Below are 25,179 nucleotides of genomic sequence, written 5' to 3'. Positions count from 1 at the left end.
GGCCGACACCTAGAGATAGACCGGGTTATTGCCCAGGCCTTCTTTAAGGAAGTCCACCAGCTTGCGTACTTTCGGTGACAGATGGCGTTGCTGCGGATACAGCGCCCACACCGCGGTGTTCGGCGGCTGGTGAGCTTCAAGCAGCGAAACCAGGGTGCCACTTTGCAAGGATTCCAGTACGTAATAGTCTGGCAACTGGCAGAGCCCGGTGCCTTGCAATGCTGCGTCCAACACCGCTTGCCCACTGTTGCAGCGCCAGTTTCCCTGGACCCTTTGGGAAAACTCCCGCCCATCCTGTGCCAGTTGCCAGATATCCGAACTGCCGATCAGGCAGTTGTGCCGGCTCAATTCCGACAAGCTGTGGGGGCGGCCATAGCGCTCAAGATAGGCGGGCGAGGCGCACAGGTACATGCGTCTGGGCGCCAGGCGGCTGGCGACCATCCGCGAGTCGGCTAGACGCCCCAGGCGAATGGCCAAGTCCAGGCCTTCGTGGACCAGGTCGAGTTGGCGGTTGGTCAGCTCGATGTCCACGCGGAGTTGTGGATACAACCCCATGAACCGCGTCACCAGAGGCGCGATAAACCGCTCGCCGTAAGCCACCGCGCAGGTCATGCGCAACATGCCTTTAGGCTCGCTGGCCAGATCGCCTACGGCGCGCAAGGCTTCTTCGCGACCGTCCTGCAAACGCTGGCAATGTTGCAGGAAGGTCTGGCCGGCTTCGGTCAGCGTCACCTTGCGCGTGCTGCGATAGAGCAACCGCGTTTGCAGCCGCTCTTCCAGCCGCGCGACCTGGCGGCTGATATGGGACGACGACACACCCAAGCGCTCGGCGGCCGCGGTGAATTGGCTGCACTCGGCCACGGCGACGAACTCGTCAATGCCTTCCCAACGGTTTTCCAGCATGCTGATTATCCCTGTACGGCAATAATGTTTTGCTTTTGTCTGGATTATTCATCAGATGAGCATGTTTTACACTGTCGGTCTTACGTTTTTAACCCGATGGAGAAACCGGATGATCAAGTCCCGCGCGGCCGTAGCCTTCGAAGCCAAGAAACCCCTCGAGATCGTTGAAGTGGATGTGGCCATGCCCAAGGCCGGCGAGGTGCTGTTGCGGGTGGTTGCTTCCGGTGTGTGCCATACCGATGCCTACACATTGTCGGGTGCGGACCCGGAAGGCATCTTCCCGTCGATCCTCGGCCACGAAGGCGGCGCCGTGGTTGAAGCCATCGGCGAAGGCGTGACCTCGGTGGCGGTGGGCGACCACGTGATCCCGCTGTACACCCCGGAGTGCGGCAAGTGCAAATTCTGCCTGTCGGGCAAGACCAACCTCTGCCAGGCGATTCGCGCCACTCAGGGCAAAGGCCTGATGCCCGACGGTACTTCGCGCTTTTCCTACAAGGGCCAGCCGATTTTCCACTACATGGGCACCTCGACCTTCTCCGAATACACCGTGCTGCCGGAAATCTCCGTGGCGAAGATTCCTAAAGAAGCGCCGCTGGAAAAAGTCTGCCTGCTGGGCTGTGGCGTCACCACCGGTATCGGTGCAGTGATCAACACCGCCAAGGTCAAGCCGGGCGACACCGTGGCCATCTTCGGCCTGGGCGGCATCGGCCTGTCGGCGGTGATCGGTGCGGTGAAAGCCAAGGCCGGTCGCATCATTGCCGTCGACATCAACCCGGCCAAGTTTGAAATCGCCAAGCAACTGGGCGCCACCGACTGCATCAACCCGAAAGACTACGACCGCCCGATCCAGGACGTGATCGTCGATTTGACCGATGGCGGCGTCGACTTTTCCTTCGAGTGCATCGGCAATGTCCAACTGATGCGTGCGGCCCTTGAGTGCTGCCACAAAGGTTGGGGCGAGTCGGTGATCATCGGCGTCGCCGGTGCCGGCCAGGAAATTGCTACCCGTCCGTTCCAACTGGTCACCGGCCGCGTCTGGCGCGGTTCGGCATTTGGTGGGGTGCGGGGTCGCAGCGAATTGCCAAGCTACGTGGAAATGGCCCAGACCGGCGAAATCCCGCTGGATACCTTCATCACCCACACCATGGGCCTGGAAGATATCAACAAGGCGTTTGACCTGATGCATGAAGGCAAGAGCATCCGCACCGTCATTCACTTCTGAGGTCGGCCATGAGTCTGGAAAACCTGTCGTGCCAGAAAAGCTTCGGCGGCTGGCATAAACGCTACAAGCATCATTCCGACGTGCTGGGTTGCGACATGACCTTCGCCGTGTACCTGCCGCCGCAAGCGGAGCTGGGCGGCAAGTTGCCGGTGCTTTACTGGCTGTCGGGGCTGACCTGCACCGATGAGAACTTCATGCAGAAGGCCGGCGCCCAGCGCATGGCGGCCGAGCTGGGGTTGATCATCGTTGCGCCGGACACCAGCCCGCGCGGCCCCGGTGTGCCGGGTGACCCGGACAACGCCTGGGACTTCGGCCTGGGCGCTGGCTTCTACCTGAACGCCACCCAGGAACCCTGGGCCCAGCACTATCGGATGCATGACTACGTGGTGCAGGAATTGCCGGCATTGGTCGAGGCGCATTTCCCGGCGTCGGCCAAGCGCGGGATCAGCGGCCACTCCATGGGCGGTCACGGCGCACTGGTGTGTGCCTTGCGCAACCCGGGGCGCTATCAGTCGGTGTCGGCGTTCTCGCCGATCAACAATCCGATGGATTGCCCTTGGGGCCAGAAGGCGTTCTCCCGCTACCTCGGGGAAGAACGCTCGAAGTGGCGCGAATGGGATGCCTGCGTGTTGATCAGCGAAGCCTCGGAAAAGCTGCCGCTGCTGGTGGACCAGGGCGATCGCGATGATTTCCTGGCCGTGCAGCTCAAGCCTGAAGCCTTGCAGCAGGCGGCCAGGGCGGCCAGCCATCCATTGGAGCTGCGCCTGCAACCGGGCTATGACCACAGCTACTTCTTTATCGCCAGCTTCATCGAAGACCATTTACGCCATCACGCGAGCGCTTTGCTCGGTTAATGTGAGGCAAAAGTAGGTAGAATCACGCCCTGAATTAAATCGGGGCGTTTTTTTATGCGTATTGGCCACGGCTATGATGTGCACCGTTTCGCCGAAGGCGATTTCATCACCCTGGGCGGCGTGCGGATCGCGCACCACCATGGGTTGCTGGCTCACTCTGACGGCGACGTTGTGCTGCATGCCTTGAGCGATGCCTTGCTCGGCGCCGCGGCATTGGGCGACATCGGCAAGCACTTTCCGGACACCGACCCTACCTTCAAGGGCGCGGACAGCCGCGTGCTGTTGCGTCACGTGGTCGGTTTGATCCACGCCAAGGGCTGGAAGGTCGGCAACGTCGACAACACCATCGTCGCCCAGGCGCCAAAGATGGCCCCGCATATCGAATCGATGCGCGCGCTGATTGCCGCGGATCTTCAAGTTGAGTTGGATCAAGTGAACGTAAAAGCCACCACCACCGAAAAGCTCGGGTTTACCGGTCGCGAAGAGGGCATTGCGGTGCACTCCGTTGCCTTGTTGTTGCGCGCATGAATGATCTGCAACTGTTGGGCCCGCGTGCCTATGGCGAAGCCTTGGGCAGCGCTGTTCTGAAGGCCACCGCTGAAGATTTCCAGGTGGATGAAGTGCTGGATATCCCGCTGACCGGCGAGGGTGAACACCTGTGGTTGTGGGTGGAAAAGCGCGGCCTGAATACCGAAGAAGCGGCACGGCGGATTGCCAAGGCGGCGGGCGTGCCGTTGCGCACCGTCAGCTACGCCGGGCTCAAGGACCGCCAGGCGCTGACCCGGCAGTGGTTCAGTGTGCAATTGCCGGGCAAGGCTGATCCGGACCTCAGCGGGGCGGAAAACGAGACCCTGAAGATCCTCAAGATCGCCCGTCACAAGCGCAAGCTTCAGCGCGGTGCGCATTCGGCCAACGGCTTTACCTTGCGCCTGACCCAGTTTGCCGGCGATGCCGCGGCCATCGACGCGCGCCTGCAACTGATCGCCAAGCAAGGCATCCCCAACTATTTCGGCGCCCAGCGTTTCGGTCATAACGGTGGCAACGTCGTCGATGCCCGCGACTGGGCCGCGCGCAAGGCCTTGCCGGAGCAGCGCAATGTGCGTTCGCGGCTGCTCTCCACCGCGCGCAGCTTCTTGTTCAATAAAGTGCTGGCGGCGCGAGTGGCCGACGGTTCCTGGCAGCGTGCCCAAGTCGGCGATTTGTTGGCGTTTACCGACAGTCGCAGTTTTTTTCCGGCGGGGGAGGCTGAATGCAGCGACCCGCGCCTGGCGATTCTCGACGTGCATCCCACCGGTCCACAGTGGGGCGAAGGTGATTCGCCGGCGTCGGGGGCAACCTTCGCTCTGGAACAGGCCATCGCCGAGGGTGAACCCGACCTGCGGGATTGGCTGGTGAATGCCGGCATGAGCCAGGAACGTCGCATTCTTCGACTGCCCATTGGCGGGTTGACGTGGCATTATCCCGAACCTGACATTCTGCAATTGGAATTCGTCCTGCCGGCTGGATGCTTCGCCACTGTCTTGGTGCGCGAGCTTGTAGATCTGGTGCCGGTGGGGCAGACGGACAGCCCATGCGTATTCTGATATCTAACGACGACGGGGTCACCGCACCCGGCCTTGCCGCGCTTCATGCTGCGCTGGCAGATTACGCCGAGTGCGTGGTGGTTGCCCCGGACCAGGACAAAAGCGGCGCCAGCAGTTCGCTGACGCTCGACCGTCCGTTGCACACACAGACGTTGCCCAACGGCTTTATCAGCGTGAACGGCACGCCGACTGACTGCGTGCACCTGGCGATCAACAGCTTGCTTGTCGAGGAGCCGGACCTGGTGGTTTCCGGGATCAACCTGGGGGCAAACCTGGGCGATGACGTGTTGTATTCCGGTACCGTTGCGGCGGCCCTTGAGGGGCGCTTCCTGGGCCGGACCTCGTTCGCGTTTTCGCTGGCGTCGCGTCAGTTGGACAACCTGGAGACAGCGGCCTATTTCGCCCGCAAGCTGGTGGAGGCCCATCACAGCCTGGATTTGCCGCCGCGTACGGTGCTTAACGTCAACTTCCCGAACCTGCCTTTTGAGCATATTCGCGGCTTCAAGCTGACCCGCCTGGGCCACCGTTCCCGCGCCGCGTCACCGCTGAAGGTGGTGGACCCGCGTGGCAAGGAAGGTTACTGGATTGCCGCTGCCGGCGATGCCGAAGACGGCGGCGAAGGCACGGACTTTCATGCGGTGATGCAAGGTTATATTTCGATTACTCCGTTGCAGCTTGATCGCACCTTCAGTGATGCCTTCAGTAGTCTCGATGGCTGGCTGGAGGGTGTGCTCTGATGGCGCGCGAACAAGACGACCTGCTGCGCCGGGGCATCGGGATGACCTCCCAGCGCACCCGCGAGCGATTGATCCAGCGGCTGTATGAAGAAGGGCTATCCAACGCCCAGGTGCTGGAAGTCATCCGGCGTACCCCGCGGCATCTGTTTGTCGATGAGGCCCTGGCGCATCGTGCTTATGAAGACACAGCACTGCCCATCGGCCACAACCAGACCATCTCCCAGCCTTATATGGTGGCGCGGATGAGTGAGTTGTTGCTGGCGGCGGGCCCGTTGGACAAGGTGCTGGAAATCGGCACCGGCTCCGGCTACCAGACGGCCGTGTTGTCGCAGCTGGTTGAGCGGGTGTTTTCCGTGGAGCGCATCAAGGTGTTGCAAGACCGGGCCAAGGAACGCCTGGTGGAGTTGAATCTGCGCAACGTGGTGTTCCGCTGGGGCGATGGTTGGGAAGGTTGGCCGGCGCTGGCGCCGTACAACGGCATTATCGTCACGGCGGTGGCGACCGACGTGCCCCAGGCGTTGCTCGATCAACTGGCTCCGGGCGGGCGCCTGGTGATCCCGGTGGGCTCCGGCGAAGTGCAACAATTGATGTTGATCATTCGCGAGGAAGAAGGCTTTTCCCGGCATGTGCTCGGCGCCGTGCGTTTTGTCCCGTTGCTTAACGGCCCGCTGGCCTGATCAATTATTCCTGGGTACTGAATTCTATTGCCGGGTATGTGTCTTACAGCGGGGTCTATTGAGTCAACGTGACCCGCCGTGGGAATTAAACATGATGAAAATTTCTTTAGAATCGTGTTTCCAGTAAAAACCCAACGGCCAGTTATACTTGCGTCATATTTCAAGCCTGATACAGGCGTTCATAGTCAGCCACCACAAAGGGAGCGGCGGGTGAGTCTCACGGTCATTGCACAGCGTATGAGTCAAACAAGCTTTCAGCGACTGGTGATTGGCCTTGTCTTGAGTTCCTTGCTGGCGGCTTGTTCAAGCACGCCATCCGGTGGTGCACGGGTGGTCGACCGCAATAATGCGGTGCCGCAAAAACCTACCGTTACTACCGGGCAATATGTCGTTCGCAAGGGCGATACGATGTTCTCGATCGCTTTCCGTTATGGATGGGATTACAAGGCGCTTGCTGCTCGTAACAATATTCCTGTGCCCTATACGATACATCCAGGTCAGACCATTCGTTTCGATGGGCGTACCGGTTCAACACCGACCGCTGTCGTCACAAACACGGCTTCTTCGCCATCGTCGTCGAGCAGGACCACAATCATCACCCGGCCTGCAGGCACCGCCGCGCCTGGCGTTGCGAGCAAGCCGGCACCTGCGCCGATGCCGCCTGCAGGGCCTGCGCCTACCGGTTGGGGATGGCCTTCAAATGGCATTCTTATTGGAAAATTCTCTTCAAACGGTAGTTTGAATAAAGGCATTGATATCGCCGGAGATTTGGGACAGCCTGTTTTAGCTGCGTCTGATGGGACAGTGGTGTACGCCGGGAGTGGTTTACGGGGCTACGGCGAGCTGGTCATCATCAAACACAGCGATACCTACGTCAGTGCTTACGGTCACAACCGCAGGCTGTTGGTTCGGGAGGGGCAGCAGGTCAAGGTCGGACAGACAATTGCCGAGATGGGGTCAACTGGTACAGACCGGGTGAAACTGCACTTTGAGATTCGCCGCCAAGGGAAGCCTGTTGATCCGCTGCAATTCCTTCCCCGTCGTTGATGTGTTGCACAGCCTGTTCCCTCGCGTAGAAGGAACAGGCTCCAGCGTTGCCAAGGATAAAGGCGTCGCTTGAGCTTGAGGTCGAACTCACCAAAGGACTATAACAATGGCTCTCAGTAAAGAAGCGCCGGAGTTTGACATCGACGATGAGGTTCTCCTTATGGAGACCGGCATTGCTACGGAATCGATGTCGAATGAGGGACCTGCTGTACCTTCAGTTCGCACCAAATCCAAGAACTCCACCGCGTTAAAGCAACACAAGTACATTGATTACACACGGGCGCTCGACGCGACCCAGCTGTACCTCAATGAAATCGGCTTTTCCCCTCTGCTCACACCCGAAGAAGAAGTCTTTTTTGCGCGCTTGTCGCAAAAGGGCGATCCGGCTGGGCGCAAGCGCATGATTGAAAGCAACCTGCGGCTGGTGGTGAAAATCGCCCGACGCTACGTCAATCGTGGGCTGTCCCTGTTGGACTTGATCGAGGAAGGCAATCTCGGCTTGATCCGGGCGGTGGAGAAGTTTGACCCTGAGCGGGGTTTTCGTTTTTCAACCTACGCCACCTGGTGGATTCGTCAGACCATCGAACGGGCGATCATGAATCAAACCCGCACGATCAGGTTGCCGATCCATGTGGTCAAAGAGCTCAACGTCTACCTTCGGGCGGCGCGTGAGCTGACACAAAAACTCGATCATGAACCTTCGCCTGAAGAAATCGCCAACCTGCTGGAAAAACCGGTGGGAGAGGTCAAGCGCATGCTCGGTCTCAATGAGCGGGTGTCTTCAGTCGATGTCTCGCTGGGTCCGGATTCGGATAAAACCCTGCTGGACACCCTGACTGATGATCGTCCTACGGACCCTTGTGAGCTGCTGCAGGACGACGATCTGTCGCAAAGCATCGACCAGTGGCTTTCGGAGCTGACGGACAAACAGCGTGAGGTGGTGATTCGCCGCTTCGGGCTGCGCGGCCACGAAAGCAGCACCCTGGAGGATGTTGGCCTGGAGATCGGCTTGACCCGTGAGCGGGTGCGGCAGATCCAGGTAGAGGGTCTCAAGCGCTTGCGCGAGATCCTGGAGAAGAATGGCTTGTCGAGTGAGTCGTTGTTTCAGTAAACGACGCAGGACGAAATGTGGGAGCGGGCTTGCTCGCGAATACGGTGTTTCAGTCAGCTTATCTGGCGACTGATTCACCGCTTTCGCGAGCAAGCCCGCTCCCACATTTTTTTGTGCATGGAATTACATCGTGTGATTGGCGAATCCCAGGCACAAAAAAGCCCCGCTTTTAAGGGCGGGGCTTTTCGACTAAATCAGTACAAGTTAGATAACTTGAACTTCTTCAGCTTGCATGCCTTTCTGACCGCGGGTAGCGATGAAAGAGACCTGTTGGCCTTCTTTCAGGCTTTTGAAGCCGTCGGATTGGATAGCTTTGAAGTGAACGAACAGGTCGTCACCGGATTGTGGAGTGATGAAGCCGAAGCCTTTTTCATCGTTGAACCACTTAACGGTACCAGTTTGGCGATTAGACATGGTGTATCTCCTTGGACAAAGTTAACTGCGACTCAGGAAAAGCCCTGGCCGAGACTGAGTGCAAAGAGCAGGAAAAATTCTTGGAGATGGTTGGATCGAAATTCAACATATCGTGTAGAGATTCTCAGTGACACAAGCAGCACAGTGGCGCCACCTTAACCCTTTTTCAGGAACGTGCCAATGGTATTTCCGAAGGTTTCTCTATTTTCGTGACTGGCGGCAGCCTGATACCGCACCAATACCCCGCAATTGAAGGTGCGTCTCGCCCAGCAGGTACGGCGCGGCAGCAAGAAAAACAGCCGGCCCTTTGAACCACGGAGCCAGCCCCGGTAAGATGCCCAACAGAATTTTTTCACCTCGCTATTCAGGACACCCGCCATGAGCATCAAATCGGACAAGTGGATTCGCCGCATGGCGCAAGAGCACGGCATGATCGAGCCCTTCGTGGAGCGCCAGATGCGTGGCGAAGGTGCTGAGCGGCTGATTTCGTTCGGGGTTTCCAGCTACGGCTACGATGTACGCTGCGCCGATGAGTTCAAGGTGTTCACCAACATCAACTCGGCGACCGTCGATCCAAAAAACTTCGACGAAAAAAGCTTCGTCGACGTCAAGAGCGACGTCTGCATCATCCCGCCAAACTCCTTTGCCCTGGCGCGCACTGTCGAGTTCTTCCGTATCCCGCGTAACGTCCTGACTATCTGCCTGGGCAAAAGCACCTACGCGCGTTGCGGCATCATCGTCAACGTGACGCCGCTGGAGCCGGAATGGGAAGGGCACGTTACCCTGGAGTTCTCCAACACCACCACTTTGCCGGCAAAAATCTATGCCAATGAGGGGGTGGCACAGATGCTGTTCTTTGAATCCGACGAAGAGTGCGAAGTGTCCTATAAGGACCGTGGCGGCAAGTATCAGGGCCAGCGCGGCGTCACTCTCCCACGCACCTGATCGAATCGTCTTACAGGCTAAGGGAATTTGTCAGCGGGCATGCACTCTATTGAGTGTACTGCCCCGACGCGTGCACAACGCGCCGGGCCACGCTTGAGGAGTCCCCTATGAAGCTCGATCCGCGAATCAGCGCCGAACTCGCCCGGCTTGAACCCAACCAGATTGGTGTCATGGCCTGGTCTTTGATGGCCGATCCCGCCGCAGGCGGCATTCCAGGCCAGCCCGGCCCGGATGATCCCTGGCCCAACCAGCCTGAAGAGCCTGGTGAACCCACTCTCCCTGACGAACCGCCTCCCGCCCCTGTGGCCTGATTTCCCGCACGTGTCGCCAATGGTCAGTTGCTCAACGCACTGGCCATACTTCATGGTCTCCGATCACAAAGATCCGGCTCTCTTCATCCTGCGTCACTGGATACCCACCGGTAAACGCGCCGAAGGCCGGTAACAGGCTGACCTGAGTGCCGAGCCGAAAGCACGGCAGGCGCAAGCTTTGCCGGCCTTTGCCCCGCAGGCGATACACCGGATGCACGTGCCCCGCTAAAACATGGTGGCTGGCATGGGCGTCGGGCTCGTGCTGCAACGCAAACGGGCCCATCAGCAGGGGTTCGGTCACCACCTCAATGTTCAGATCAACCGGTGGGTCGCCAGCGCGCTTGTCGTGGTTGCCGCGAATCAGTGTGAGCGCTAGAGCTGGATGGCGCTCGCGCCAGGCTCTCAGAGCGTTCAGGGTGCCGCTGGCGTGGGAGCCGGGCCCGTGGAGAAAGTCGCCGAGAAAGATCACCTGCGAGCATGGGAAGGCCGCCAGCAGTCGGTCCAGGCGCTGAAGGTTTTCCGTCGTCGTGCCCTGCGGCACCGGCTGGCCCAGGCTGCGATAGGCCGACGCCTTGCCAAAATGTGCATCGGCGATCAGCAGGCAGCGCTTGACTGGCCAGTACACGGCCTTATCCGCCAGCAACCACAGCTCCTCCTTTGCCAGATGTATCGGGTAATGAGCGGGCATCAGGGCTTCCCGTTATCGGCGACTTTTTCCAGATCCTTGACCATCCGCGCAATCCGCTCCGAGAGTTTTTCCGAGCTCAGGCTTTCCCGAAAGCGCTCCACCAGCAGCGGAAAGGCCAGTGGCGTAGGTCGTTTGATTCGATAAAGGTCCAGTTTCAACTCCGACAAGTGACGCAATGTCTCTTCCAATCGACGAATATCCAACTCTTCCCGCAGGACTTCTTCCCCGGCCTGGGTCAGTAACAGGTTGTGCGGGTCATATTGCTTGAACACTTCAAAAAACAAACCGCTGGAAGCCTGAACCTGACGCGTGCTTTTCGGCGCACCGGGATAGCCGGCAAACACCAGCCCGGCGATCCGCGCGATTTCGCGAAAGCGCCGCAGGGCCAGCTCACCGGCGTTCAGGCTCGCTATCACGTCATCCAGCAGATGATCCGCACTCAGCAACTCCTCGCTTAATAACTCAGGCCAATCCACCTCGGTCGCGCTCAGCAGTTCCAGCCCGTAGTCATTCACCGCAATCGAGAATGTCACCGCCTGCTGCCGGCTAACCCGCCAGGCCAGTAGGCTCGCCAGCCCCAGATGCACTTGGCGCCCGGCGAACGGATACAGAAACAGGTGCCAGCCTTCCCGTGACTTGAGGGCCTCGGCCAGCAAATGCTCGCGGGTCGGCAGCCCGGACCAGCGCAACTGGGTGTTCAGCAACGGTTGCACTGCCTGCATCTCCGGCCCGAGGAATTGACCCTGGGCGGCGGCATCAAAGCGCTCGACCACCGCTTGGGCCAGCTCGTTGGAAAGCGGCATGCGCCCGCCGTTCCAGCGCGGCACGGCAGCCTTTTTCGCGGTACTGCGCCGTACATAAGCGGTCATGTTTTCCACCCGCACCAACTCCAGCAAGCGCCCGGCGAACAGAAAACCATCCCCCGGTTTGAGCCGTGCAATAAAGCCTTCCTCGACACTGCCCAGAGTCTTGCCACCGCCGCCCTTGCTCCAGAATTTCAGCTGGATGCTGGCGTCGCTGACGATCGTCCCCACGCTCATGCGATGGCGCCGCGCCAGCCGTGCATCGGGCACGCGCCAGACGCCTTGCTCGTCCGGCTCGACCCGACGGTAATCCGGGTAGGCCGTCAGCGACAGCCCGCCATGGCGCACAAATCCCAGGGCCCAAGCCCAATCTGCGTCGCTCAGATCACGATAGGCCCAAGCGCTACGAACTTCCTCCAGCAACTCACCGGGCACAAAGCCGCCGCCCAGCGCCATGCTCACCAGATGCTGCACCAGCACATCCAATGGCTTGTGGGGCGACTGCCGGGCCTCGATACGCCGTTCAGCGATGGCGTCTTGTGCCGCAGCGGCTTCCACCAACTCCAGGCTGTGGGTCGGCACCAGCGTGACCCGCGACGGCCGGCCCGGCGCATGGCCGGAACGCCCGGCGCGCTGCATCAGGCGCGCCACGCCCTTGGCCGAGCCAATCTGCAGCACCCGTTCCACCGGCAGGAAGTCCACCCCCAGGTCCAGGCTCGACGTACACACCACGGCCTTCAGTTGCCCCTCCTTCAGGGCGCGTTCCACCCAATCCCGGGTTTCCCGGGACAGCGAGCCGTGGTGCAAGGCAATCAACCCGGCCCAGTCGGGACGAGCATCGAGCAAGGCCTGGTACCAGATTTCCGATTGTGCCCGTGTATTGGTAAACACCAGGCAACTGCTGCTGGCATCCACCTCGGCCACCACCTGCGGGAGCATTTTCAGGCCGATATGGCCGGCCCATGGGAAACGCTCGATAACCGGGGGCAACAGGGTGTCCACCAGTAACTTCTTGGTCGTCTGACCCTGCACGTTGATCCCGCCGCCTTGTGGGATCAACACCTCCAGCGCGTGGGCCTGATTACCCAGGGTTGCGGAGATGCCCCACACAATCAGCTCTGGATGCCATTGTCGCAGGCGGGCGAGGGCCAGTTGCAGCTGTACGCCGCGTTTGTTGCCGATCAGTTCGTGCCATTCATCCACGACCACCATGCGCAGCTTTGACAGGCTGGTTTGGCTGTCGGCACGGGCCAGCATCAGCGTGAGGCTTTCCGGGGTGGTGATCAGGGTGGTGGGCAGGCGGCGGCTCTGGCGGGCGCGCTCGCTGCTGCTGGTGTCGCCGGTGCGCAGGCCGACGGTCCAGTGGATGTTCAGGGGTTCCAGCGGGGCTTCAAGGGCGCGGGCGGTGTCTGCGGCCAGGGCACGCATTGGGGTGATCCACAGGACTGTCAGCGGTTCGGCTGGGGCTTTGCGTTTGCGGGGAGTGTCTTCGGTGATGGCGAAGCGGTTGAGGGCGGCGAACCACAGTGCGTAGGTTTTCCCGGCGCCGGTGCTGGCGTGGAGCAGTCCTGATTGGCCTTCCTTGACGGCCTTCCATACCTGTTTCTGGAAGGCGAATGGGTTCCAGTTTCTGGCGGTGAACCAGTCTTTGGCGAAATTGCGGGATTTGGCCATGCTAGGGGCTCTGGGGGTGTATTTCAGAGACCTGTGGGGTGGCGGAAAGGTTTAACTGCGATTGCTGCGCCGCGGGATAAAAACACGGATATGTGTACCCGGTTCAACCCGCCTTATAAAAGCGCATCAAGCCCGATAAGCCCGCATGAACAATCCCACAACCTCCTGCACATGCTCCTCGGCCGCCTCAGCGCTCAATTGCCCCCCGCACCCATACAGCAAACAAAAATTCGCCGTGCCCTTGAGCAAGCAAAAAAAGTGCTCCGCAGCGGTGAAAGGTTTGGCAATACGCAGTGCGCCACTCTGGTCGATCTTACCGAGGAGCCGCTCCATCCCCTGCAACATACGCATCGGCCCAGCCTCGAAAAAGATCTGCGACAACTTCGGATCCTGACTCCCGGAAGTCATCATCAACCGATGCAAGTTCACCGACTCCTCGCTATTGATCAACACATGAAACCCGCGAGCGATAGTGAGCAGCACCTTCTCCACCGGCATACCTTCGGGCAACTCGAAATACATCACCGGTAGCTGCTCTTCGCACTTGGCGACCACCGCCGCCGAGAACAGGGTCTCCTTGTCGGTGAAATGGCTGTACACCGTCAGCTTCGACACCCCGGCCTCCACTGCCACGGCATCCATGCTGGTACTGGCATACCCATTACTCAAAAACAGAATCTTCGCCGCATCAAGGATCGCCTGGCGTTTTGCCATGTCCTTGGGGCGCCCGGGGCTATTGGTGTTTACAGGATTGTCAGACATTTTCACTTTATTACTGGACTGGTGAGTTTGGTATTAATAACATACTGGCCAGTATAATTATTCCTAGCTCCATTAGCGAAAGGTCCTTCAGCATGCGCAGCTATTTCCTGCCACTCGCGTTGCCTGCCAGCTTGTTATTCCTGTTGGCTGCCTGTGGCCATGAAGAAGCCGCGCAAACCACCATCCGCCCGGCCATGGTGGTTCAGCCAGAGCCTTCGGCGCAGGCTTCTGACAGCTACCCGGGCGAAGTGCGCGCCCGTTATGAACCCGACCTGGCCTTTCGCATCGGCGGTAAAGTCAGCCGACGACTGGTGGAGGAGGGCGAGCGCGTCAAGGCCAATCAGCCCCTGGCAGAACTCGATCCCCAGGACGTACGCCTGCAACTCGAAGCCACCCGCGCCCAGGTCGCCGCCGCCGAGGCCAACCTGAGCCTGGTGCGCGCCGAGCGTGATCGTTACAAGACCCTGATGGACCGTCAGATGGTCAGCCGTTCCCAGTACGACAATTCCGAAAATCTCTACCGCTCAGGTGAAGCCCGCCTCAAGCAGATCAAGGCCGAATTCGACGTGGCCAATAACCAGGCCGGTTACGCCGTACTGCGCGCGCCCCAGGATGGCGTGGTCGCCAAGCGTGCGGTGGAAGTCGGCCAGGTGGTGTCTGCCGGCCAGACCGTGTTTACCCTGGCCACCGATGGCGAGCGAGAGGTGCTGATCAGCCTGCCGGAGCAAAGCTTCGGGCGCTTCAAGATTGGCCAGCCGGTGTCCGTGGAGTTATGGAGCCAGCCCGACCAGCGCTTCAACGGTCGCATCCGCGAACTGTCGCCCGCCGCCGACCCAAAGTCGCGAACCTTCGCTGCCCGTGTCGCGTTTACCGGCGGCAAGGTGCCTGCTGAACTGGGGCAGAGCGCTCGCGTATTCATACAGGCCGACGGCGTGATTCCTTTGGCGGTGCCACTGTCTGCCCTCAGCGCGGAGAACGGGGCGTCCTACGTCTGGGTGGTACAGCCCGACAACACCCTCAAGCGCACACCGGTGCGCATCGGTGCCTTTGGCGAGAAGACCGTGCCGGTGCTGGAAGGCTTGAGCGCAACAGACTGGGTGATCGCAGCCGGTGTGCATGTACTCCATGAGGGCCAGCAAGTGCGCCCGGTGGATCGCTCCAACCGAGTGGTAAGTCTGGCGGCCAAGGAGTAGTCCCCGATGGGTTTCAATCTTTCCGAATGGGCGTTGCGTAATCGCCAGATCGTACTGTTTCTGATGATCCTGCTGGCGGTGGTTGGCACTCTTTCCTACACCAAGCTGGGACAAAGCGAAGACCCGCCGTTTACCTTCAAGGCCATGGTGATCAAGACCAATTGGCCCGGGGCGACCGCCCAGGAAGTGTCACGCCAGGTCACCGAGCGTATTGAAAAGAAACTGATGGAGACCGGCGACTACGAGCGCATCGTTTCCTTCTCGCGCCCCGGTGAATCCCAAGTCACTTTCATGGCCCGGGACTCGATGCATTCCGCGCAGATCCCGGACCTCTGGTACCAGGTGCGCAAGAAGATCAGCGATATTCGCCAGACCTTGCCGCCGGATATCCAGGGCCCGTTTTTCAACGATGAATTCGGCACGACCTTCGGCAATATCTACGCCCTGACCGGCGACGGCTTCGACTATGCCGTGCTCAAGGACTACGCCGACCGGATTCAGATTCAACTGCAGCGGGTGCCGGATGTCGGTAAGGTCGAACTGTTGGGTTTGCAGGACGAGAAGATCTGGATCGAGCTGTCCAACCTCAAGCTCGCCACCCTCGGCTTGCCGCTGGCCGCCGTTCAGCAGGCGCTGCAAGAGCAGAACGCAGTGTCGACCGCCGGCTTCTTTGAAACCCCGAGCGAGCGTGTGCAGCTAAGGGTTTCCGGCAACTTCAAGACCGTTAAAGAGATTCGCGACTTCCCGATCCGCGTCGGTGATCGCACGTTCCGTATCGGCGACGTGGCCGAGATTCATCGCGGCTTCAACGACCCACCGGCACCGCGCATGCGTTATATGGGCGCCGATGCCATCGGCCTGGCCGTGGCCATGCGCGACGGTGGCGACATCCTGGTACTGGGCAAGGCCCTGGAAAGCGAATTCGCACGCTTGCAGAAGAACCTTCCTGCGGGCATGGAACTGCGCAAGGTGTCGGACCAGCCGGCAGCGGTAAAAACCAGTGTCGGCGAATTCGTCCAAGTGCTGGCGGAAGCCCTGGCGATTGTGTTGTTGGTGAGCTTCTTCTCCTTGGGGGTGCGCACCGGCATGGTGGTCGCCCTGGCGATTCCGCTGGTGTTGGCCATGACCTTTGCCACCATGTATTACCTCGGCATCGGCCTGCACAAAATCTCCCTCGGCGCGTTGGTGCTCGCACTGGGTTTGCTGGTGGACGACGCGATCATCGCCGTGGAAATGATGGCGATCAAAATGGAGCAAGGGTACGACCGCCTTAAGGCCGCGAGTTTCGCCTGGACCAGTACCGCCTTCCCGATGCTCACCGGCACGCTGATCACCGCGGCGGGTTTCCTGCCGATTGCCACCGCACAGTCGAGCACCGGTGAATACACCCGTTCGATCTTCCAGGTAGTGACCATCGCACTGCTGGCTTCGTGGGTCGCCGCCGTGGTGTTCGTGCCATACCTGGGGGAAAAACTCCTGCCGGACCTGGCGAAGATTCATGCGGCCAAGCATGGCACCGACGGGCCGGATCCCTACGGCACGCCGTTCTATCAGCGCGTAAGGCGCCTGGTGGAATGGTGCGTGCGTCGCCGCAAGACGGTGATCGTCCTGACCTTGCTGTTGTTTATCGGTTCGGTGGCGCTGTTTCGCTTTGTGCCCCAGCAGTTCTTCCCGGCTTCCGGGCGACTTGAGTTGATGGTCGACCTGAAACTGGCTGAAGGCGCTTCGCTGAGCAATACGGCTGACCAGGTCAAACGCCTTGAAGCGTTGCTCAAGGAACATGCAGGTATAGAAAATTACGTGGCCTATGTCGGTACAGGTTCGCCACGTTTCTACCTGCCGCTGGACCAGCAACTGCCGGCCGCCAGCTTCGCCCAATTTGTGGTATTGGCCAAAACCATCGAGGAGCGCGAAAGCCTGCGCACTTGGCTGATCGAGACCCTCAACGAACAGTTCCCGGACCTGCGCTCGCGGGTCACGCGTCTTGAAAACGGCCCACCCGTTGGTTACCCCGTACAGTTTCGGGTGACGGGCGAGCACATCGAAGAAGTCCGGGCCCTGGCGCGGAAAGTGGCGGCCAAGGTTCGCGAAAATACCCACGTGGTCAACGTCCACCTGGACTGGGAAGAACCGAGCAAGATCGTCTACCTCAACGTCGACCAGGACCGCGCCCGCGCCCTCGGCGTGAGCACCGCCAACCTGTCGAAATTCCTCCAGAGTTCCCTTACAGGTTCCAGCGTCAGCCAGTACCGCGAAGACAACGAGTTGATCGAAATCCTGCTGCGCGGCACCGTTCATGAGCGTACTGAACTGTCGCTGCTGCCAAGCCTGGCGGTGCCGACCGACAACGGCAAGAGCGTTGCGCTGTCGCAGATCGCGACCCTGGAATACGGCTTTGAAGAAGGCATCATCTGGCACCGCAACCGCCTGCCGACGGTGACCATCCGCGCCGATATCTACGGCAAGGAGCAACCGGCAACCCTGGTGCAGCAGATCCTGCCAACCCTGGAAGGCGTACGCGCCGAACTGCCGGACGGTTACCTGCTGGAAGTTGGCGGCACGGTGGAGGATTCCGCCCGTGGGCAGAACTCGGTCAAGGCTGGCGTGCCGCTGTTTATCGTGGTGGTGTTGACCTTGCTGATGCTGCAACTGCGCAGCTTCTCACGCACTGCGATGGTGTTTCTCACAGCGCCGTTGGGGTTGATCGGGGTGACGCTGTTCCTGCTGGTGTTCCGCCAACCCTTTGGGTTCGTGGCGATGCTGGGGACCATCGCGCTGTCGGGGATGATCATGCGCAACTCGGTGATCCTGGTGGACCAGATTGAACAGGACATCAAGGCCGGCCTCGCTCCCTGGCAGGCAATTATCGAGGCGACGGTGCGACGCTTCCGGCCGATCGTATTGACCGCCCTGGCCGCCGTATTGGCGATGATCCCGCTGTCTCGCAGCGTGTTCTTCGGGCCAATGGCCGTGGCGATCATGGGCGGCTTGATCGTGGCGACGGCGTTGACGCTGTTGTTCCTGCCGGCCCTGTACGCGGCCTGGTTCAGGGTCAGGAAGGATGTGGCGTAAGGCGGGCAGCCTTCATATTCCAACGCGGAGCAGGGAACGTTTTCGGACGTTCCTTCCACTTAGGGACTACCTGATCGCAGGTATTGATTTACCGGTTACGGCGATTGCTGCAGCCGGTAAGTGAAGACGTCTAAATGGATTGAAGGATTGCCCTATGTGTATTAGTTCCATCATGCGTATGTTTGCCCGCCCTCCTAAACCGGAGCCAGAGCCCGAGTGCTCGAAGCCAAAGCCGTGCGAGACAAAGCCGGCAGAGCCCGAATGCCCGCCACCATGGGCTTGCCCTCCGAAAACCTGTTCAACAAGTTCTGAAAACCAGACAGGAACAATTACGTTTGGGATGGTTTCGATGCAGTCGTTTTCCCCCGCAGGCAACGCATAACCACAGAAAAAGGGATCGCCCCGGGCAGAGGGGCGATCCTGTTGGCTTACAAGCTGCCAAACACTTTTTTCGCCAAACTGGTCGCCGCGGCCGCCGGGTTCTTGCGAATGGTCTCTTCCTGCTGCGCAATCATCTTGAACAGCCCGTCCAGCGCCTGCTCGGTCACGTAGCTTTCGACGTTGGCACTCTTGGCATCAATCGCGCCAAAGGTCGCCGCCTTGCCCGCTAGGGCGTTGTACTGCTGGGCCACGCCGACCTTGTCGGTGGCCGCTTTAACGATCGGCAGGAACTTGGCCCGGATCTCGTCACGGCTGCTTTTGTTCAGGTACTGGGTGGCGGAGTCCTGGCCACCGCTGAGGATGCCCTTGGCATCGGTCACGCTCATGTTCTTCACTGCGTTTACCAGGATCGGCTGAGCCTGGGTCACGGCAGATTCGGCCGCCTTGTTCATGCTGGCTTCCAGTTGGTTGACCTGGTCACCCATGCCAAACATCTTCAACTTGTCGGCGACTTTGCCCAGCTTGCCCGGCAGGCCGATTTTCACTTCGGGGTTGTTGCTGAAACCGCCGGGCACGCCCAGTTGTTTCACGGCAATCTGCGCGCCTTGGGTCAGTGCATCCTTGAGGCCGCCGGCAGCGTCCCCTTGGGACAGGCTGCCGAGGGACAAGGCCATGGCGTTGGCGCCGAGCAGCAGGCCGGCGCACAGGGCAGTGAGGCGAAGGGAGTTACGGAGCATGGGCGCTTCCTTATGTTCGATTTTTTAATCAGTGTGCAACCGCATCCACGCGTACGCGCAGCGGTTGTGGATCCTGGCCGTTCAACTGCACGGAGTGCCGTTCGGTGGTAATGAACAGTAGCTTGCCATCCAGTTCGATGCGAGCGCTGACCGAGTAGCTGTGGCCAGGCTTGACTTGGGCGGGGTCGTAGCTCAGGTGGAAGGGCAGTGGCACCTGGCCTTTCACCGGGCCTTTCTGCTCGGCCAGGGTCACGGCCGGGGCGTCCATCAAGGACACGTCTTGCAGGGTCACACTCAAGGTGGCGGCGGGCGGCAGGGCGCTGCGTTGCAGGTAGAACACTTCGCCATCGAGGCTGGCTTTGGTGGGCATGGGGCTCATGGTCTGGCAGGCTCCCAGCAGTGCGGTCAGGCCCAGGAGGATGATTTTTTTCATGGTACAGCTCCTTGTCAGCGGCGCCAGAAACACCCTGGCGCCTCGGTCACTCTAGTGTGTTTCTTCGGGTACGACGGGCTTGTCCGCTGCGTCTTCACTGCGATGCAGGGCCACCTGGCGAATTGACAGGCGAATATCCGCCGGCAACACGCGCTTGGCCGCGCCTTCGGCCAGTTCACCCAGCAGCGGGTGATAGCTCAGCTTGCCGGCCTCGTCGCGGCGCAGTACATCTTGCTCCAGCAACGTCTGGATGAAATGTCGGAAAAGACTCTTGTCGAAGAACTCCGGGGCATTCAGCCCGTGGAGGATCGACAGGCGCTGTGCCATGACGGTGCACAGGTCTTCCAGCTCTTCGGCGCTGATGCTGTTCTGGCCGCTGTTGAGCAGCAGCGAGATAGCCATGTAGAAGCGTTGCAAGGTCTGGGCGATGCTTTTGGACAGCAGCGTCAGCAGTACAAAGTGCCGCGAACTCGGGGCCGGGCGCAGGTACACCTCGTTCTCGAAGCGCAGCAGGCCTTGTTCGACGAAGGCTTCCAGCCACTGGTCGACCACCGCGTCCAGCTCGTCCAGGGTCCAACGGATAAACAACTCCGATTGCAGATACGGGTAGAGCGCGCGGGTGTAGCGCAGGATCTGTTCGCGGCTCATGCGCGAGCTGCTCTGGAAGAAACTCGCCAGCAGCGCCGGCAGGGCAAAGATGTGCAGCACGTTGTTGCGGTAGTACGTCATCAGGACGGCATTTTGCTCGTCCAGATAAAGGATTTTGCCCAGGGCATCGCTCTGTTCCGACAGCAGTTTCATGTCCTTTACATGCTTGATCAGCGCCAGGCCATCCCCCTCGGGCAAGGTGGTGTGGGGCGAGTAGGGCACCTTGCGCAGTAGCGCCAGATACAGATCAAGCTGGCGCGCCATGGCTTGTTCGTCCAGGGCCAGGCGGGTAGTGGACAGCAGCGCCAGCGCCACCAGGTTCACCGGGTTGATCGCCGCCGCTTCGTTCAGGTGTTGCGCCACCCGCTCGCCGAGGCGGTTGGTGGTTTCGTTGAGCCATGCCGGCTTGTAGTTCGGGCCCAGTTCCTGGGAACGCCAGTCGGGCTGCTCGCTGTCGAGGAATTCAGCCAGCTTGATCGGTTCGCCGAAGTTCACCGCGACCTGGCCAAAGCGCTGCTTGAGGGCGCCGACCACTTTGAAAATATCGAAAATCGACTCTTTCTTCTTGCTCGCACCGCGCAGTTCGCCGAGGTAAGTCCGGCCTTCCAATACGCGCTCATAGCCGATGTACACCGGCACAAACACGATGGGCATGCGCGAGGAGCGCAAGAAGCTGCGCAGGGTGATCGCCAGCATCCCGGTCTTCGGTTGCAGCATGCGCCCGGTGCGCGAGCGTCCGCCTTCGACGAAGTACTCCACCGGGAAACCCTTGGTGAACAAGGTGTGCAGGTATTCGTTGAACACCGAGGTGTACAGCGGGTTGCCCTTGAAGGTGCGGCGCATGAAAAACGCCCCGCCACGGCGCAACAGGCTGCCGATCACCGGCATGTTCAGGTTGATCCCGGCGGCGATGTGCGGCGGAGTCAGGCCATTCTTGAACAGCAGGTACGACAGCAGGAGGTAATCGATATGGCTGCGATGGCACGGCACATAGATCACCTCGTAGCCCTGGGCGACTTTTTGCACGCCCTCGACGTTGTTGACCTTGATGCCGTCGTAGATCTTGTTCCAGAACCAGCTCAGCACCACTTCCAGGAAGCGGATGGCGGTGTAGGTGTAGTCCGAGGCAATTTCGTTGCCGTAGCGCAGGGCCTGGGCCTTGGCTTTCTCGGGGGTGATGTTCTCGCGTTCGGCTTCGTCGAGGATCGCCTGGCGCACCAGCGGCATGTTGACCAGGCCTTTCACCAGGTTGCGCCGGTGGGACAGGTCGGGGCCGATCACCGCGGTTTTCAGGTTGCGAAAGTGCACCCGCAGGATGCGTTGGGCCATGCGCACGGTGCGTTCGTGGCCTTTATTGTGCTCGATCAATTCACGCAGGTTGATGGGCGCGGAGAATTGCACTCGGGTCTTGCGGCCCAGGATCAGGATGCTCAGCAGGCGGCGCAGGCGGCCGGTCACGGCCCAGCTGTCGGCGAACAGCAGCTTCCAGGGGCTGGACTCGCTGTCGGGCGACTGGCCCCAGAACACGCTGACTGGAATGATCTGTGCATTCTCTTCGGCGTGTTCGGTGAGCACATCCACCAGGCGGGTCAGGGTCGGCGGTGCGCCACGCTTGTCCTGGCGGCCGAGCCAGTCAGGGTCGGGCGTCAGGTAGAAGAAGGCTGCCGGTTCCATCAACGGGCCGACCGATACCGGCAGTACCGGGCGCGGCAGGCCGGCCTTGGTACATTCGGTATCAACCACCGCCAACTCGGTGAGGGATGGGGATTGCAGGACGTAAAACACCGGACGACTGCGGTCGAGGTTCAGGGTAAGGGACGACTGGTTGATCGTCTCTGAGCGAACCCAGAGGTACAACAGCCGACGCAAGGTGCCAAATACCAGACGGCGAAAGGGAGAGCGGGTCATACGGCTTCTGCTTTGAGTGGGAAAAACCGAGCGGTTGCTCGGTGCGCTAGTGTGCAGTATTAGCCGAAAATCGGCAAAAAAGCGGCGAAGTAATCTTGAGTTGAAGCTTTTTGAGCCTGTCTTATACTCGGCAGTTCAACTGCGACGACTCAACAATAAACGTACTTATAAAAAGCATGTGGGAGCAAAACAGATGGCAACGCGCGAGACCGGCAATGTGAAGTGGTTCAATGACGCCAAGGGTTACGGCTTTATACAGCGGGAAGATGGCAAGGATGTGTTTGTGCACTACCGCGCCATTCGCGGTGACGGGCACCGTTCGTTGTCTGAAGGCCAGCAGGTGGAATACGCCGTCGTGACGGGCGAGAAGGGCTTGCAGGCTGAGGATGTGGTGGGCTTGTAACCCTTCCATGATCGTTCCCACGCTCTGCGTGGGAATGCTTCTTTGGACGCTCCGCGTCTGCTTTTAATCGTGACGCGGAGCGTCACAGGCTGCATTCCCACGCAGAGCGTGGGAACGATCCCTCAGGCTGTTTTCCAGGTGATCTGCTCTTCACCGTCTTCGCTGATACGAATCCAGGTATCCGCGCTTTCTTCACCTTCTTCCTCAACCCAGCTGCCCGGCGCGCAACGCACTTCGACGTTTAGCGCGGCAAAGGCCGCACGGGCGCAGGCGATGTCGTCTTCCCACGGGGTCTGGTCGCTTTCCAGGTACAGGCTGTTCCATTTTCCTACGGCTTTCGGCAGCCAGGTGACCGGCACGCTGCCGGCTGTGCACTTGTAGGTCTGGCCGCGCTGGACCCAATCGGTGCACGGGCCCAGGGCGACGCCCAGCCAGGCGGCGATGGCCTTGTAGTCGACGTCGGCGTCCTTGAGGTAAATCTCGATATCAGGTTGGCGCATGGATGTTCCTCATTGCGGGATTCTGAAAATCCATTCGCGGATTCAGCGCAGGCCTCGAGAGGCCCGCAAAATAATGGGTTATTGAAGCACGAAATAGTCGTAGCGCATCGACACAGTGACCAGCAGCGGTTCGGCGGCCTCGATCACCTGCGCTCGGCGCTCGGCACTGGCGCGCCAGCCGTGGGGTGTCATCGCCAGCAGGTTGGCGCGGTCCTTGGGGTCGGCCAGGCTGAGTTTGAACTCCAGGGTTTCACTGTGTTGCAGGCTCATGCCGTCCGGTACCAGCGCCAGGTGCTTGTCGTCGGTGTACTCGCGCACTTCGTCGTACAAGCGCTCGCGCAGCTCCATCAGGTGGCCGCTGGTGGGGCCGACTTTCATCAAGCCGCCGCCCGGGCTGAGCAGGCGCTTGGCCTCCAGCCAGTCCAGCGGGCTGAAGACACTGGCAAGGAACTGGCAGCTGGCATCCGCCAACGGCACTCGGGCCATACTGGCGATCAACCAGGTCACCGTGGGGTTGCGCTTGCAGGCGCGCTTGACCGCTTCCTTGGAAATATCCAAGGCGTAGCCGTCAGCGCGCAGCAGGGCGTCTGCGATTTGCGCGGTGTAGTAACCCTCGCCACAGCCGATATCCAGCCAGCGCTGGGGTTTGCGTTCCGCGGCCAGTTCGGCAAGGCGCTTGGCCACCGGGGCGTAGTGCCCGGCATTGAGGAAGTCGCGGCGCGCCTCCACCATTGCCAGGTTATCCCCCGGGTCGCGGCTGTTCTTGTGCTGCACCGGCAACAAGTTCAGGTAACCCTGGCGCGCGCGGTCGAAACGGTGCCCGACCGGGCAGGCCACGCCATTGTCCACCTCGTGTAACGGTGCGCTGCAAATGGGGCAAGCGAGCATCAGGCGAGCAACTTGATCAGGGTCTGGTAGTAGATTTCGGTCAGCACATCGAGGTCGCTGGCGAGGATGCGCTCGTTGACCTGATGGATGGTCGCGTTGACCGGGCCCAGTTCCACCACCTGAGTGCCGAGTGTCGCAATGAAGCGACCGTCGGAAGTGCCGCCACTGGTGGACGCCTTGGTCTCGCGGCCGGTGACGGCCTTGATGCTGGCGGAGACGGCATCGAGCAATGCGCCCGGCTCGGTGAGGAACGGCAGGCCCGACAGCACCCACTCCACATGCCAGTCCAGGCCATGCTTGTCGAGAATCGCCGCGACCCGCTGTTGCAGGCCTTCGACGGTGGACTCGGTGGAGAAACGGAAGTTGAACACCGCCGTCAGGTCGCCCGGGATCACGTTGGTGGCGCCGGTGCCCGAATTAAGGTTGGAAATCTGGAAGCTGGTGGGCGGGAAGAAGCTGTTGCCATCGTCCCAATGCTCGGCGGCCAGTTCGGCCAGGGCCGGAGCGGCCAGGTGGATCGGGTTCTTCGCCAGGTGCGGGTAGGCCACGTGGCCTTGCACGCCGCGCACGGTCAGGGTGGCGCCGAGGGAGCCGCGACGACCATTTTTGACCACGTCACCCACCAGGGTGGTGCTCGATGGTTCGCCGACAATGCACCAGTCCAGGCGCTCCTTGCGGGCCGCGAGGCGTTCGATCACAGCCTTGGTGCCGTGGTGCGCCGGGCCCTCTTCATCGCTGGTGATCAGGAAGGCGACGGAACCCTTGTGGTCCGGGTAGTCGGTGACGAAGCGCTCCGAGGCGACCAGCATCGCGGCCAGGCTGCCTTTCATGTCGGCCGCGCCACGGCCGCAGAGCATGCCGTTTTCGTCGATCAACGCGTCGAACGGATCGTTCTGCCAGGCCTTGACCGGACCGGTCGGCACCACGTCGGTGTGGCCGGCGAAGCACAATACCGGGCCCTCGTGTTTGCCGTGGGTGGCCCAGAAGTTATCCACATCCTCGATGCGCATCGGCTCAAGCGCAAAACCGGCGTCGCCCAGGCGCTGCATCATCAGCTTCTGGCAATCGGCATCGATCGGCGTCACCGACGGGCGACGGATCAGGTCGATAGCGAGTTGGAGGGTCGGCGAAAGGTCGGCATGGGCCGTCATGTAAAAACTCCGGAAATCGAGGCGGCGACGTTCTAATTGTAGGAGCGAGCTTGCTCGCGAAGGTCGTTAACGATAACGCGGCCTGTCTGGATGGACGCGTCGATCTCAAGTGCTTCGCGAGCAAGCTCGCTCCT

Annotated in this window: 24 protein-coding genes; 13 read left to right on the top strand and 11 right to left on the bottom strand. The window is 60.5% G+C overall.

Annotated elements, in window-relative coordinates:
- Nucleotides 1–9: 9 nt before the first annotated feature.
- Nucleotides 10–903 (bottom strand): LysR substrate-binding domain-containing protein, encoded by an 894-nt coding sequence (locus AU074_RS17730; RefSeq protein ID WP_076015816.1) that lies wholly within the window; start codon nucleotides 901–903, stop codon nucleotides 10–12.
- Nucleotides 904–1,012: 109 nt separating this feature from the next.
- Between AU074_RS17730 and AU074_RS17725 the strand changes: the two genes are divergently transcribed.
- From AU074_RS17725 to rpoS, 8 genes are all read left to right on the top strand, one after another.
- A complete protein-coding gene (locus AU074_RS17725; protein ID WP_076015815.1) occupies nucleotides 1,013–2,125 on the top strand; it encodes an S-(hydroxymethyl)glutathione dehydrogenase/class III alcohol dehydrogenase in 1,113 nt (370 codons plus the stop codon).
- Between the two features lie 8 nt (nucleotides 2,126–2,133).
- Nucleotides 2,134–2,979 carry an S-formylglutathione hydrolase gene (fghA, locus tag AU074_RS17720; protein ID WP_076015814.1) on the top strand — a complete coding sequence of 282 codons (846 nt, stop codon included), beginning with the start codon at nucleotides 2,134–2,136 and terminating at the stop codon, nucleotides 2,977–2,979.
- 54 nt (nucleotides 2,980–3,033) lie between these two features.
- Nucleotides 3,034–3,507: a 2-C-methyl-D-erythritol 2,4-cyclodiphosphate synthase gene (gene ispF / locus AU074_RS17715; protein ID WP_010176739.1), complete on the top strand. Its 474-nt coding sequence runs from the start codon at nucleotides 3,034–3,036 to the stop codon at nucleotides 3,505–3,507.
- Nucleotides 3,504–4,562 (top strand): tRNA pseudouridine(13) synthase TruD, encoded by a 1,059-nt coding sequence (gene truD / locus AU074_RS17710; protein ID WP_076015813.1) that lies wholly within the window; start codon nucleotides 3,504–3,506, stop codon nucleotides 4,560–4,562. The genes ispF and truD overlap by 4 nt, the downstream gene beginning before the upstream one ends.
- Nucleotides 4,550–5,299, top strand: coding sequence for a 5'/3'-nucleotidase SurE (gene surE, locus AU074_RS17705; RefSeq protein WP_076015812.1), 750 nt, complete (start codon nucleotides 4,550–4,552; stop codon nucleotides 5,297–5,299). The genes truD and surE overlap by 13 nt, the downstream gene beginning before the upstream one ends.
- Nucleotides 5,300–5,340: 41 nt before the next feature.
- Nucleotides 5,341–5,976, top strand: a complete 636-nt coding sequence (locus tag AU074_RS17700; protein ID WP_010176736.1) for a protein-L-isoaspartate(D-aspartate) O-methyltransferase — start codon at nucleotides 5,341–5,343, stop codon at nucleotides 5,974–5,976.
- Nucleotides 5,977–6,186: 210 nt separating this feature from the next.
- Nucleotides 6,187–7,023, top strand: coding sequence for a peptidoglycan DD-metalloendopeptidase family protein (locus AU074_RS17695; RefSeq protein WP_076015811.1), 837 nt, complete (start codon nucleotides 6,187–6,189; stop codon nucleotides 7,021–7,023).
- A gap of 106 nt (nucleotides 7,024–7,129) precedes the next feature.
- Nucleotides 7,130–8,134 (top strand): RNA polymerase sigma factor RpoS, encoded by a 1,005-nt coding sequence (gene rpoS / locus AU074_RS17690; RefSeq protein WP_063032880.1) that lies wholly within the window; start codon nucleotides 7,130–7,132, stop codon nucleotides 8,132–8,134.
- A gap of 204 nt (nucleotides 8,135–8,338) precedes the next feature.
- On the opposite strand, the gene AU074_RS17685 is transcribed toward rpoS, so the two are convergent.
- Nucleotides 8,339–8,548 (bottom strand): cold-shock protein, encoded by a 210-nt coding sequence (locus AU074_RS17685; protein ID WP_002554837.1) that lies wholly within the window; start codon nucleotides 8,546–8,548, stop codon nucleotides 8,339–8,341.
- Nucleotides 8,549–8,926: 378 nt separating this feature from the next.
- Between AU074_RS17685 and dcd the strand changes: the two genes are divergently transcribed.
- Both dcd and AU074_RS17675 read left to right on the top strand, forming a co-directional pair.
- Complete coding sequence (gene dcd, locus AU074_RS17680) at nucleotides 8,927–9,493, top strand: dCTP deaminase (RefSeq protein WP_003219273.1); 567 nt, start codon at nucleotides 8,927–8,929, stop codon at nucleotides 9,491–9,493.
- Nucleotides 9,494–9,600: 107 nt separating this feature from the next.
- Nucleotides 9,601–9,804 carry a hypothetical protein gene (locus AU074_RS17675; protein WP_003219272.1) on the top strand — a complete coding sequence of 68 codons (204 nt, stop codon included), beginning with the start codon at nucleotides 9,601–9,603 and terminating at the stop codon, nucleotides 9,802–9,804.
- Nucleotides 9,805–9,835: 31 nt separating this feature from the next.
- Here AU074_RS17675 and pdeM read toward each other — a convergent pair whose 3' ends face one another.
- The 3 genes from pdeM to AU074_RS17660 all read right to left on the bottom strand — a co-directional run bounded on the left by pdeM (nucleotide 9,836) and on the right by AU074_RS17660 (nucleotide 13,731).
- Nucleotides 9,836–10,492, bottom strand: coding sequence for a ligase-associated DNA damage response endonuclease PdeM (gene pdeM, locus AU074_RS17670; RefSeq protein WP_076015810.1), 657 nt, complete (start codon nucleotides 10,490–10,492; stop codon nucleotides 9,836–9,838).
- Nucleotides 10,492–12,969 carry a ligase-associated DNA damage response DEXH box helicase gene (locus AU074_RS17665; protein ID WP_076015809.1) on the bottom strand — a complete coding sequence of 826 codons (2,478 nt, stop codon included), beginning with the start codon at nucleotides 12,967–12,969 and terminating at the stop codon, nucleotides 10,492–10,494. The genes pdeM and AU074_RS17665 overlap by 1 nt, the downstream gene beginning before the upstream one ends.
- A 126-nt stretch (nucleotides 12,970–13,095) precedes the next feature.
- A complete protein-coding gene (locus AU074_RS17660; RefSeq protein WP_076015808.1) occupies nucleotides 13,096–13,731 on the bottom strand; it encodes a TetR/AcrR family transcriptional regulator in 636 nt (211 codons plus the stop codon).
- Nucleotides 13,732–13,823: 92 nt separating this feature from the next.
- On the opposite strand from AU074_RS17660, the gene AU074_RS17655 reads away from it, so the two are divergent.
- Nucleotides 13,824–14,924: an efflux RND transporter periplasmic adaptor subunit gene (locus AU074_RS17655; protein ID WP_076015807.1), complete on the top strand. Its 1,101-nt coding sequence runs from the start codon at nucleotides 13,824–13,826 to the stop codon at nucleotides 14,922–14,924.
- Nucleotides 14,925–14,930: 6 nt separating this feature from the next.
- Nucleotides 14,931–17,996 carry an efflux RND transporter permease subunit gene (locus AU074_RS17650; protein WP_076015806.1) on the top strand — a complete coding sequence of 1,022 codons (3,066 nt, stop codon included), beginning with the start codon at nucleotides 14,931–14,933 and terminating at the stop codon, nucleotides 17,994–17,996.
- Between the two features lie 428 nt (nucleotides 17,997–18,424).
- Here AU074_RS17650 and AU074_RS17645 read toward each other — a convergent pair whose 3' ends face one another.
- Genes AU074_RS17645 through plsB form a run of 3 tightly spaced genes read right to left on the bottom strand, consistent with a single transcriptional unit; the run spans nucleotide 18,425 to nucleotide 22,103 of the window.
- Nucleotides 18,425–19,114: a DUF4197 domain-containing protein gene (locus tag AU074_RS17645; protein WP_076015805.1), complete on the bottom strand. Its 690-nt coding sequence runs from the start codon at nucleotides 19,112–19,114 to the stop codon at nucleotides 18,425–18,427.
- Nucleotides 19,115–19,142: 28 nt separating this feature from the next.
- Nucleotides 19,143–19,547, bottom strand: coding sequence for a YbaY family lipoprotein (locus AU074_RS17640; protein WP_076015804.1), 405 nt, complete (start codon nucleotides 19,545–19,547; stop codon nucleotides 19,143–19,145).
- Between the two features lie 51 nt (nucleotides 19,548–19,598).
- Complete coding sequence (gene plsB / locus AU074_RS17635) at nucleotides 19,599–22,103, bottom strand: glycerol-3-phosphate 1-O-acyltransferase PlsB (RefSeq protein ID WP_076015803.1); 2,505 nt, start codon at nucleotides 22,101–22,103, stop codon at nucleotides 19,599–19,601.
- A gap of 193 nt (nucleotides 22,104–22,296) precedes the next feature.
- Between plsB and AU074_RS17630 the strand changes: the two genes are divergently transcribed.
- Nucleotides 22,297–22,506 carry a cold-shock protein gene (locus AU074_RS17630; protein WP_076015802.1) on the top strand — a complete coding sequence of 70 codons (210 nt, stop codon included), beginning with the start codon at nucleotides 22,297–22,299 and terminating at the stop codon, nucleotides 22,504–22,506.
- Nucleotides 22,507–22,628: 122 nt separating this feature from the next.
- Here the strand turns inward: AU074_RS17630 and AU074_RS17625 are convergent, their stop codons facing one another.
- The 3 genes from AU074_RS17625 to dapE all read right to left on the bottom strand — a co-directional run bounded on the left by AU074_RS17625 (nucleotide 22,629) and on the right by dapE (nucleotide 25,045).
- Complete coding sequence (locus AU074_RS17625) at nucleotides 22,629–23,006, bottom strand: hypothetical protein (RefSeq protein ID WP_076015801.1); 378 nt, start codon at nucleotides 23,004–23,006, stop codon at nucleotides 22,629–22,631.
- A gap of 78 nt (nucleotides 23,007–23,084) precedes the next feature.
- Nucleotides 23,085–23,894: a putative RNA methyltransferase gene (locus AU074_RS17620; RefSeq protein WP_076015800.1), complete on the bottom strand. Its 810-nt coding sequence runs from the start codon at nucleotides 23,892–23,894 to the stop codon at nucleotides 23,085–23,087.
- The gene (dapE, locus tag AU074_RS17615; protein WP_076015799.1) at nucleotides 23,894–25,045 is read right to left on the bottom strand and encodes a succinyl-diaminopimelate desuccinylase; all 1,152 of its coding nucleotides are present in this window, start codon (nucleotides 25,043–25,045) and stop codon (nucleotides 23,894–23,896) included. The genes AU074_RS17620 and dapE overlap by 1 nt, the downstream gene beginning before the upstream one ends.
- Between the last annotated feature and the right edge of the window lie 134 nt (nucleotides 25,046–25,179).

Source organism: Pseudomonas sp. ATCC PTA-122608 (assembly GCF_001952855.1).
Lineage (GTDB): Bacteria > Pseudomonadota > Gammaproteobacteria > Pseudomonadales > Pseudomonadaceae > Aquipseudomonas.
This window is presented reverse-complemented; position numbering and strand designations above follow the sequence as displayed.

What these genes read in the sequence shown, in the direction of transcription:
- AU074_RS17730 (WP_076015816.1), bottom strand. Translation starts at nt 903, where the DNA reads ATGCTGGAAAACCGTTGGGAAGGCATTGACGAGTTCGTCGCCGTGGCC.
- AU074_RS17725 (WP_076015815.1), top strand. Translation starts at nt 1,013, where the DNA reads ATGATCAAGTCCCGCGCGGCCGTAGCCTTCGAAGCCAAGAAACCCCTC.
- fghA (WP_076015814.1), top strand. Translation starts at nt 2,134, where the DNA reads ATGAGTCTGGAAAACCTGTCGTGCCAGAAAAGCTTCGGCGGCTGGCAT.
- ispF (WP_010176739.1), top strand. Translation starts at nt 3,034, where the DNA reads ATGCGTATTGGCCACGGCTATGATGTGCACCGTTTCGCCGAAGGCGAT.
- truD (WP_076015813.1), top strand. Translation starts at nt 3,504, where the DNA reads ATGAATGATCTGCAACTGTTGGGCCCGCGTGCCTATGGCGAAGCCTTG.
- surE (WP_076015812.1), top strand. Translation starts at nt 4,550, where the DNA reads ATGCGTATTCTGATATCTAACGACGACGGGGTCACCGCACCCGGCCTT.
- AU074_RS17700 (WP_010176736.1), top strand. Translation starts at nt 5,341, where the DNA reads ATGACCTCCCAGCGCACCCGCGAGCGATTGATCCAGCGGCTGTATGAA.
- rpoS (WP_063032880.1), top strand. Translation starts at nt 7,130, where the DNA reads ATGGCTCTCAGTAAAGAAGCGCCGGAGTTTGACATCGACGATGAGGTT.
- AU074_RS17685 (WP_002554837.1), bottom strand. Translation starts at nt 8,548, where the DNA reads ATGTCTAATCGCCAAACTGGTACCGTTAAGTGGTTCAACGATGAAAAA.
- dcd (WP_003219273.1), top strand. Translation starts at nt 8,927, where the DNA reads ATGAGCATCAAATCGGACAAGTGGATTCGCCGCATGGCGCAAGAGCAC.
- AU074_RS17675 (WP_003219272.1), top strand. Translation starts at nt 9,601, where the DNA reads ATGAAGCTCGATCCGCGAATCAGCGCCGAACTCGCCCGGCTTGAACCC.
- pdeM (WP_076015810.1), bottom strand. Translation starts at nt 10,492, where the DNA reads ATGCCCGCTCATTACCCGATACATCTGGCAAAGGAGGAGCTGTGGTTG.
- AU074_RS17665 (WP_076015809.1), bottom strand. Translation starts at nt 12,969, where the DNA reads ATGGCCAAATCCCGCAATTTCGCCAAAGACTGGTTCACCGCCAGAAAC.
- AU074_RS17660 (WP_076015808.1), bottom strand. Translation starts at nt 13,731, where the DNA reads ATGTCTGACAATCCTGTAAACACCAATAGCCCCGGGCGCCCCAAGGAC.
- AU074_RS17655 (WP_076015807.1), top strand. Translation starts at nt 13,824, where the DNA reads ATGCGCAGCTATTTCCTGCCACTCGCGTTGCCTGCCAGCTTGTTATTC.
- AU074_RS17650 (WP_076015806.1), top strand. Translation starts at nt 14,931, where the DNA reads ATGGGTTTCAATCTTTCCGAATGGGCGTTGCGTAATCGCCAGATCGTA.
- AU074_RS17645 (WP_076015805.1), bottom strand. Translation starts at nt 19,114, where the DNA reads ATGCTCCGTAACTCCCTTCGCCTCACTGCCCTGTGCGCCGGCCTGCTG.
- AU074_RS17640 (WP_076015804.1), bottom strand. Translation starts at nt 19,547, where the DNA reads ATGAAAAAAATCATCCTCCTGGGCCTGACCGCACTGCTGGGAGCCTGC.
- plsB (WP_076015803.1), bottom strand. Translation starts at nt 22,103, where the DNA reads ATGACCCGCTCTCCCTTTCGCCGTCTGGTATTTGGCACCTTGCGTCGG.
- AU074_RS17630 (WP_076015802.1), top strand. Translation starts at nt 22,297, where the DNA reads ATGGCAACGCGCGAGACCGGCAATGTGAAGTGGTTCAATGACGCCAAG.
- AU074_RS17625 (WP_076015801.1), bottom strand. Translation starts at nt 23,006, where the DNA reads ATGCGCCAACCTGATATCGAGATTTACCTCAAGGACGCCGACGTCGAC.
- AU074_RS17620 (WP_076015800.1), bottom strand. Translation starts at nt 23,894, where the DNA reads ATGCTCGCTTGCCCCATTTGCAGCGCACCGTTACACGAGGTGGACAAT.
- dapE (WP_076015799.1), bottom strand. Translation starts at nt 25,045, where the DNA reads ATGACGGCCCATGCCGACCTTTCGCCGACCCTCCAACTCGCTATCGAC.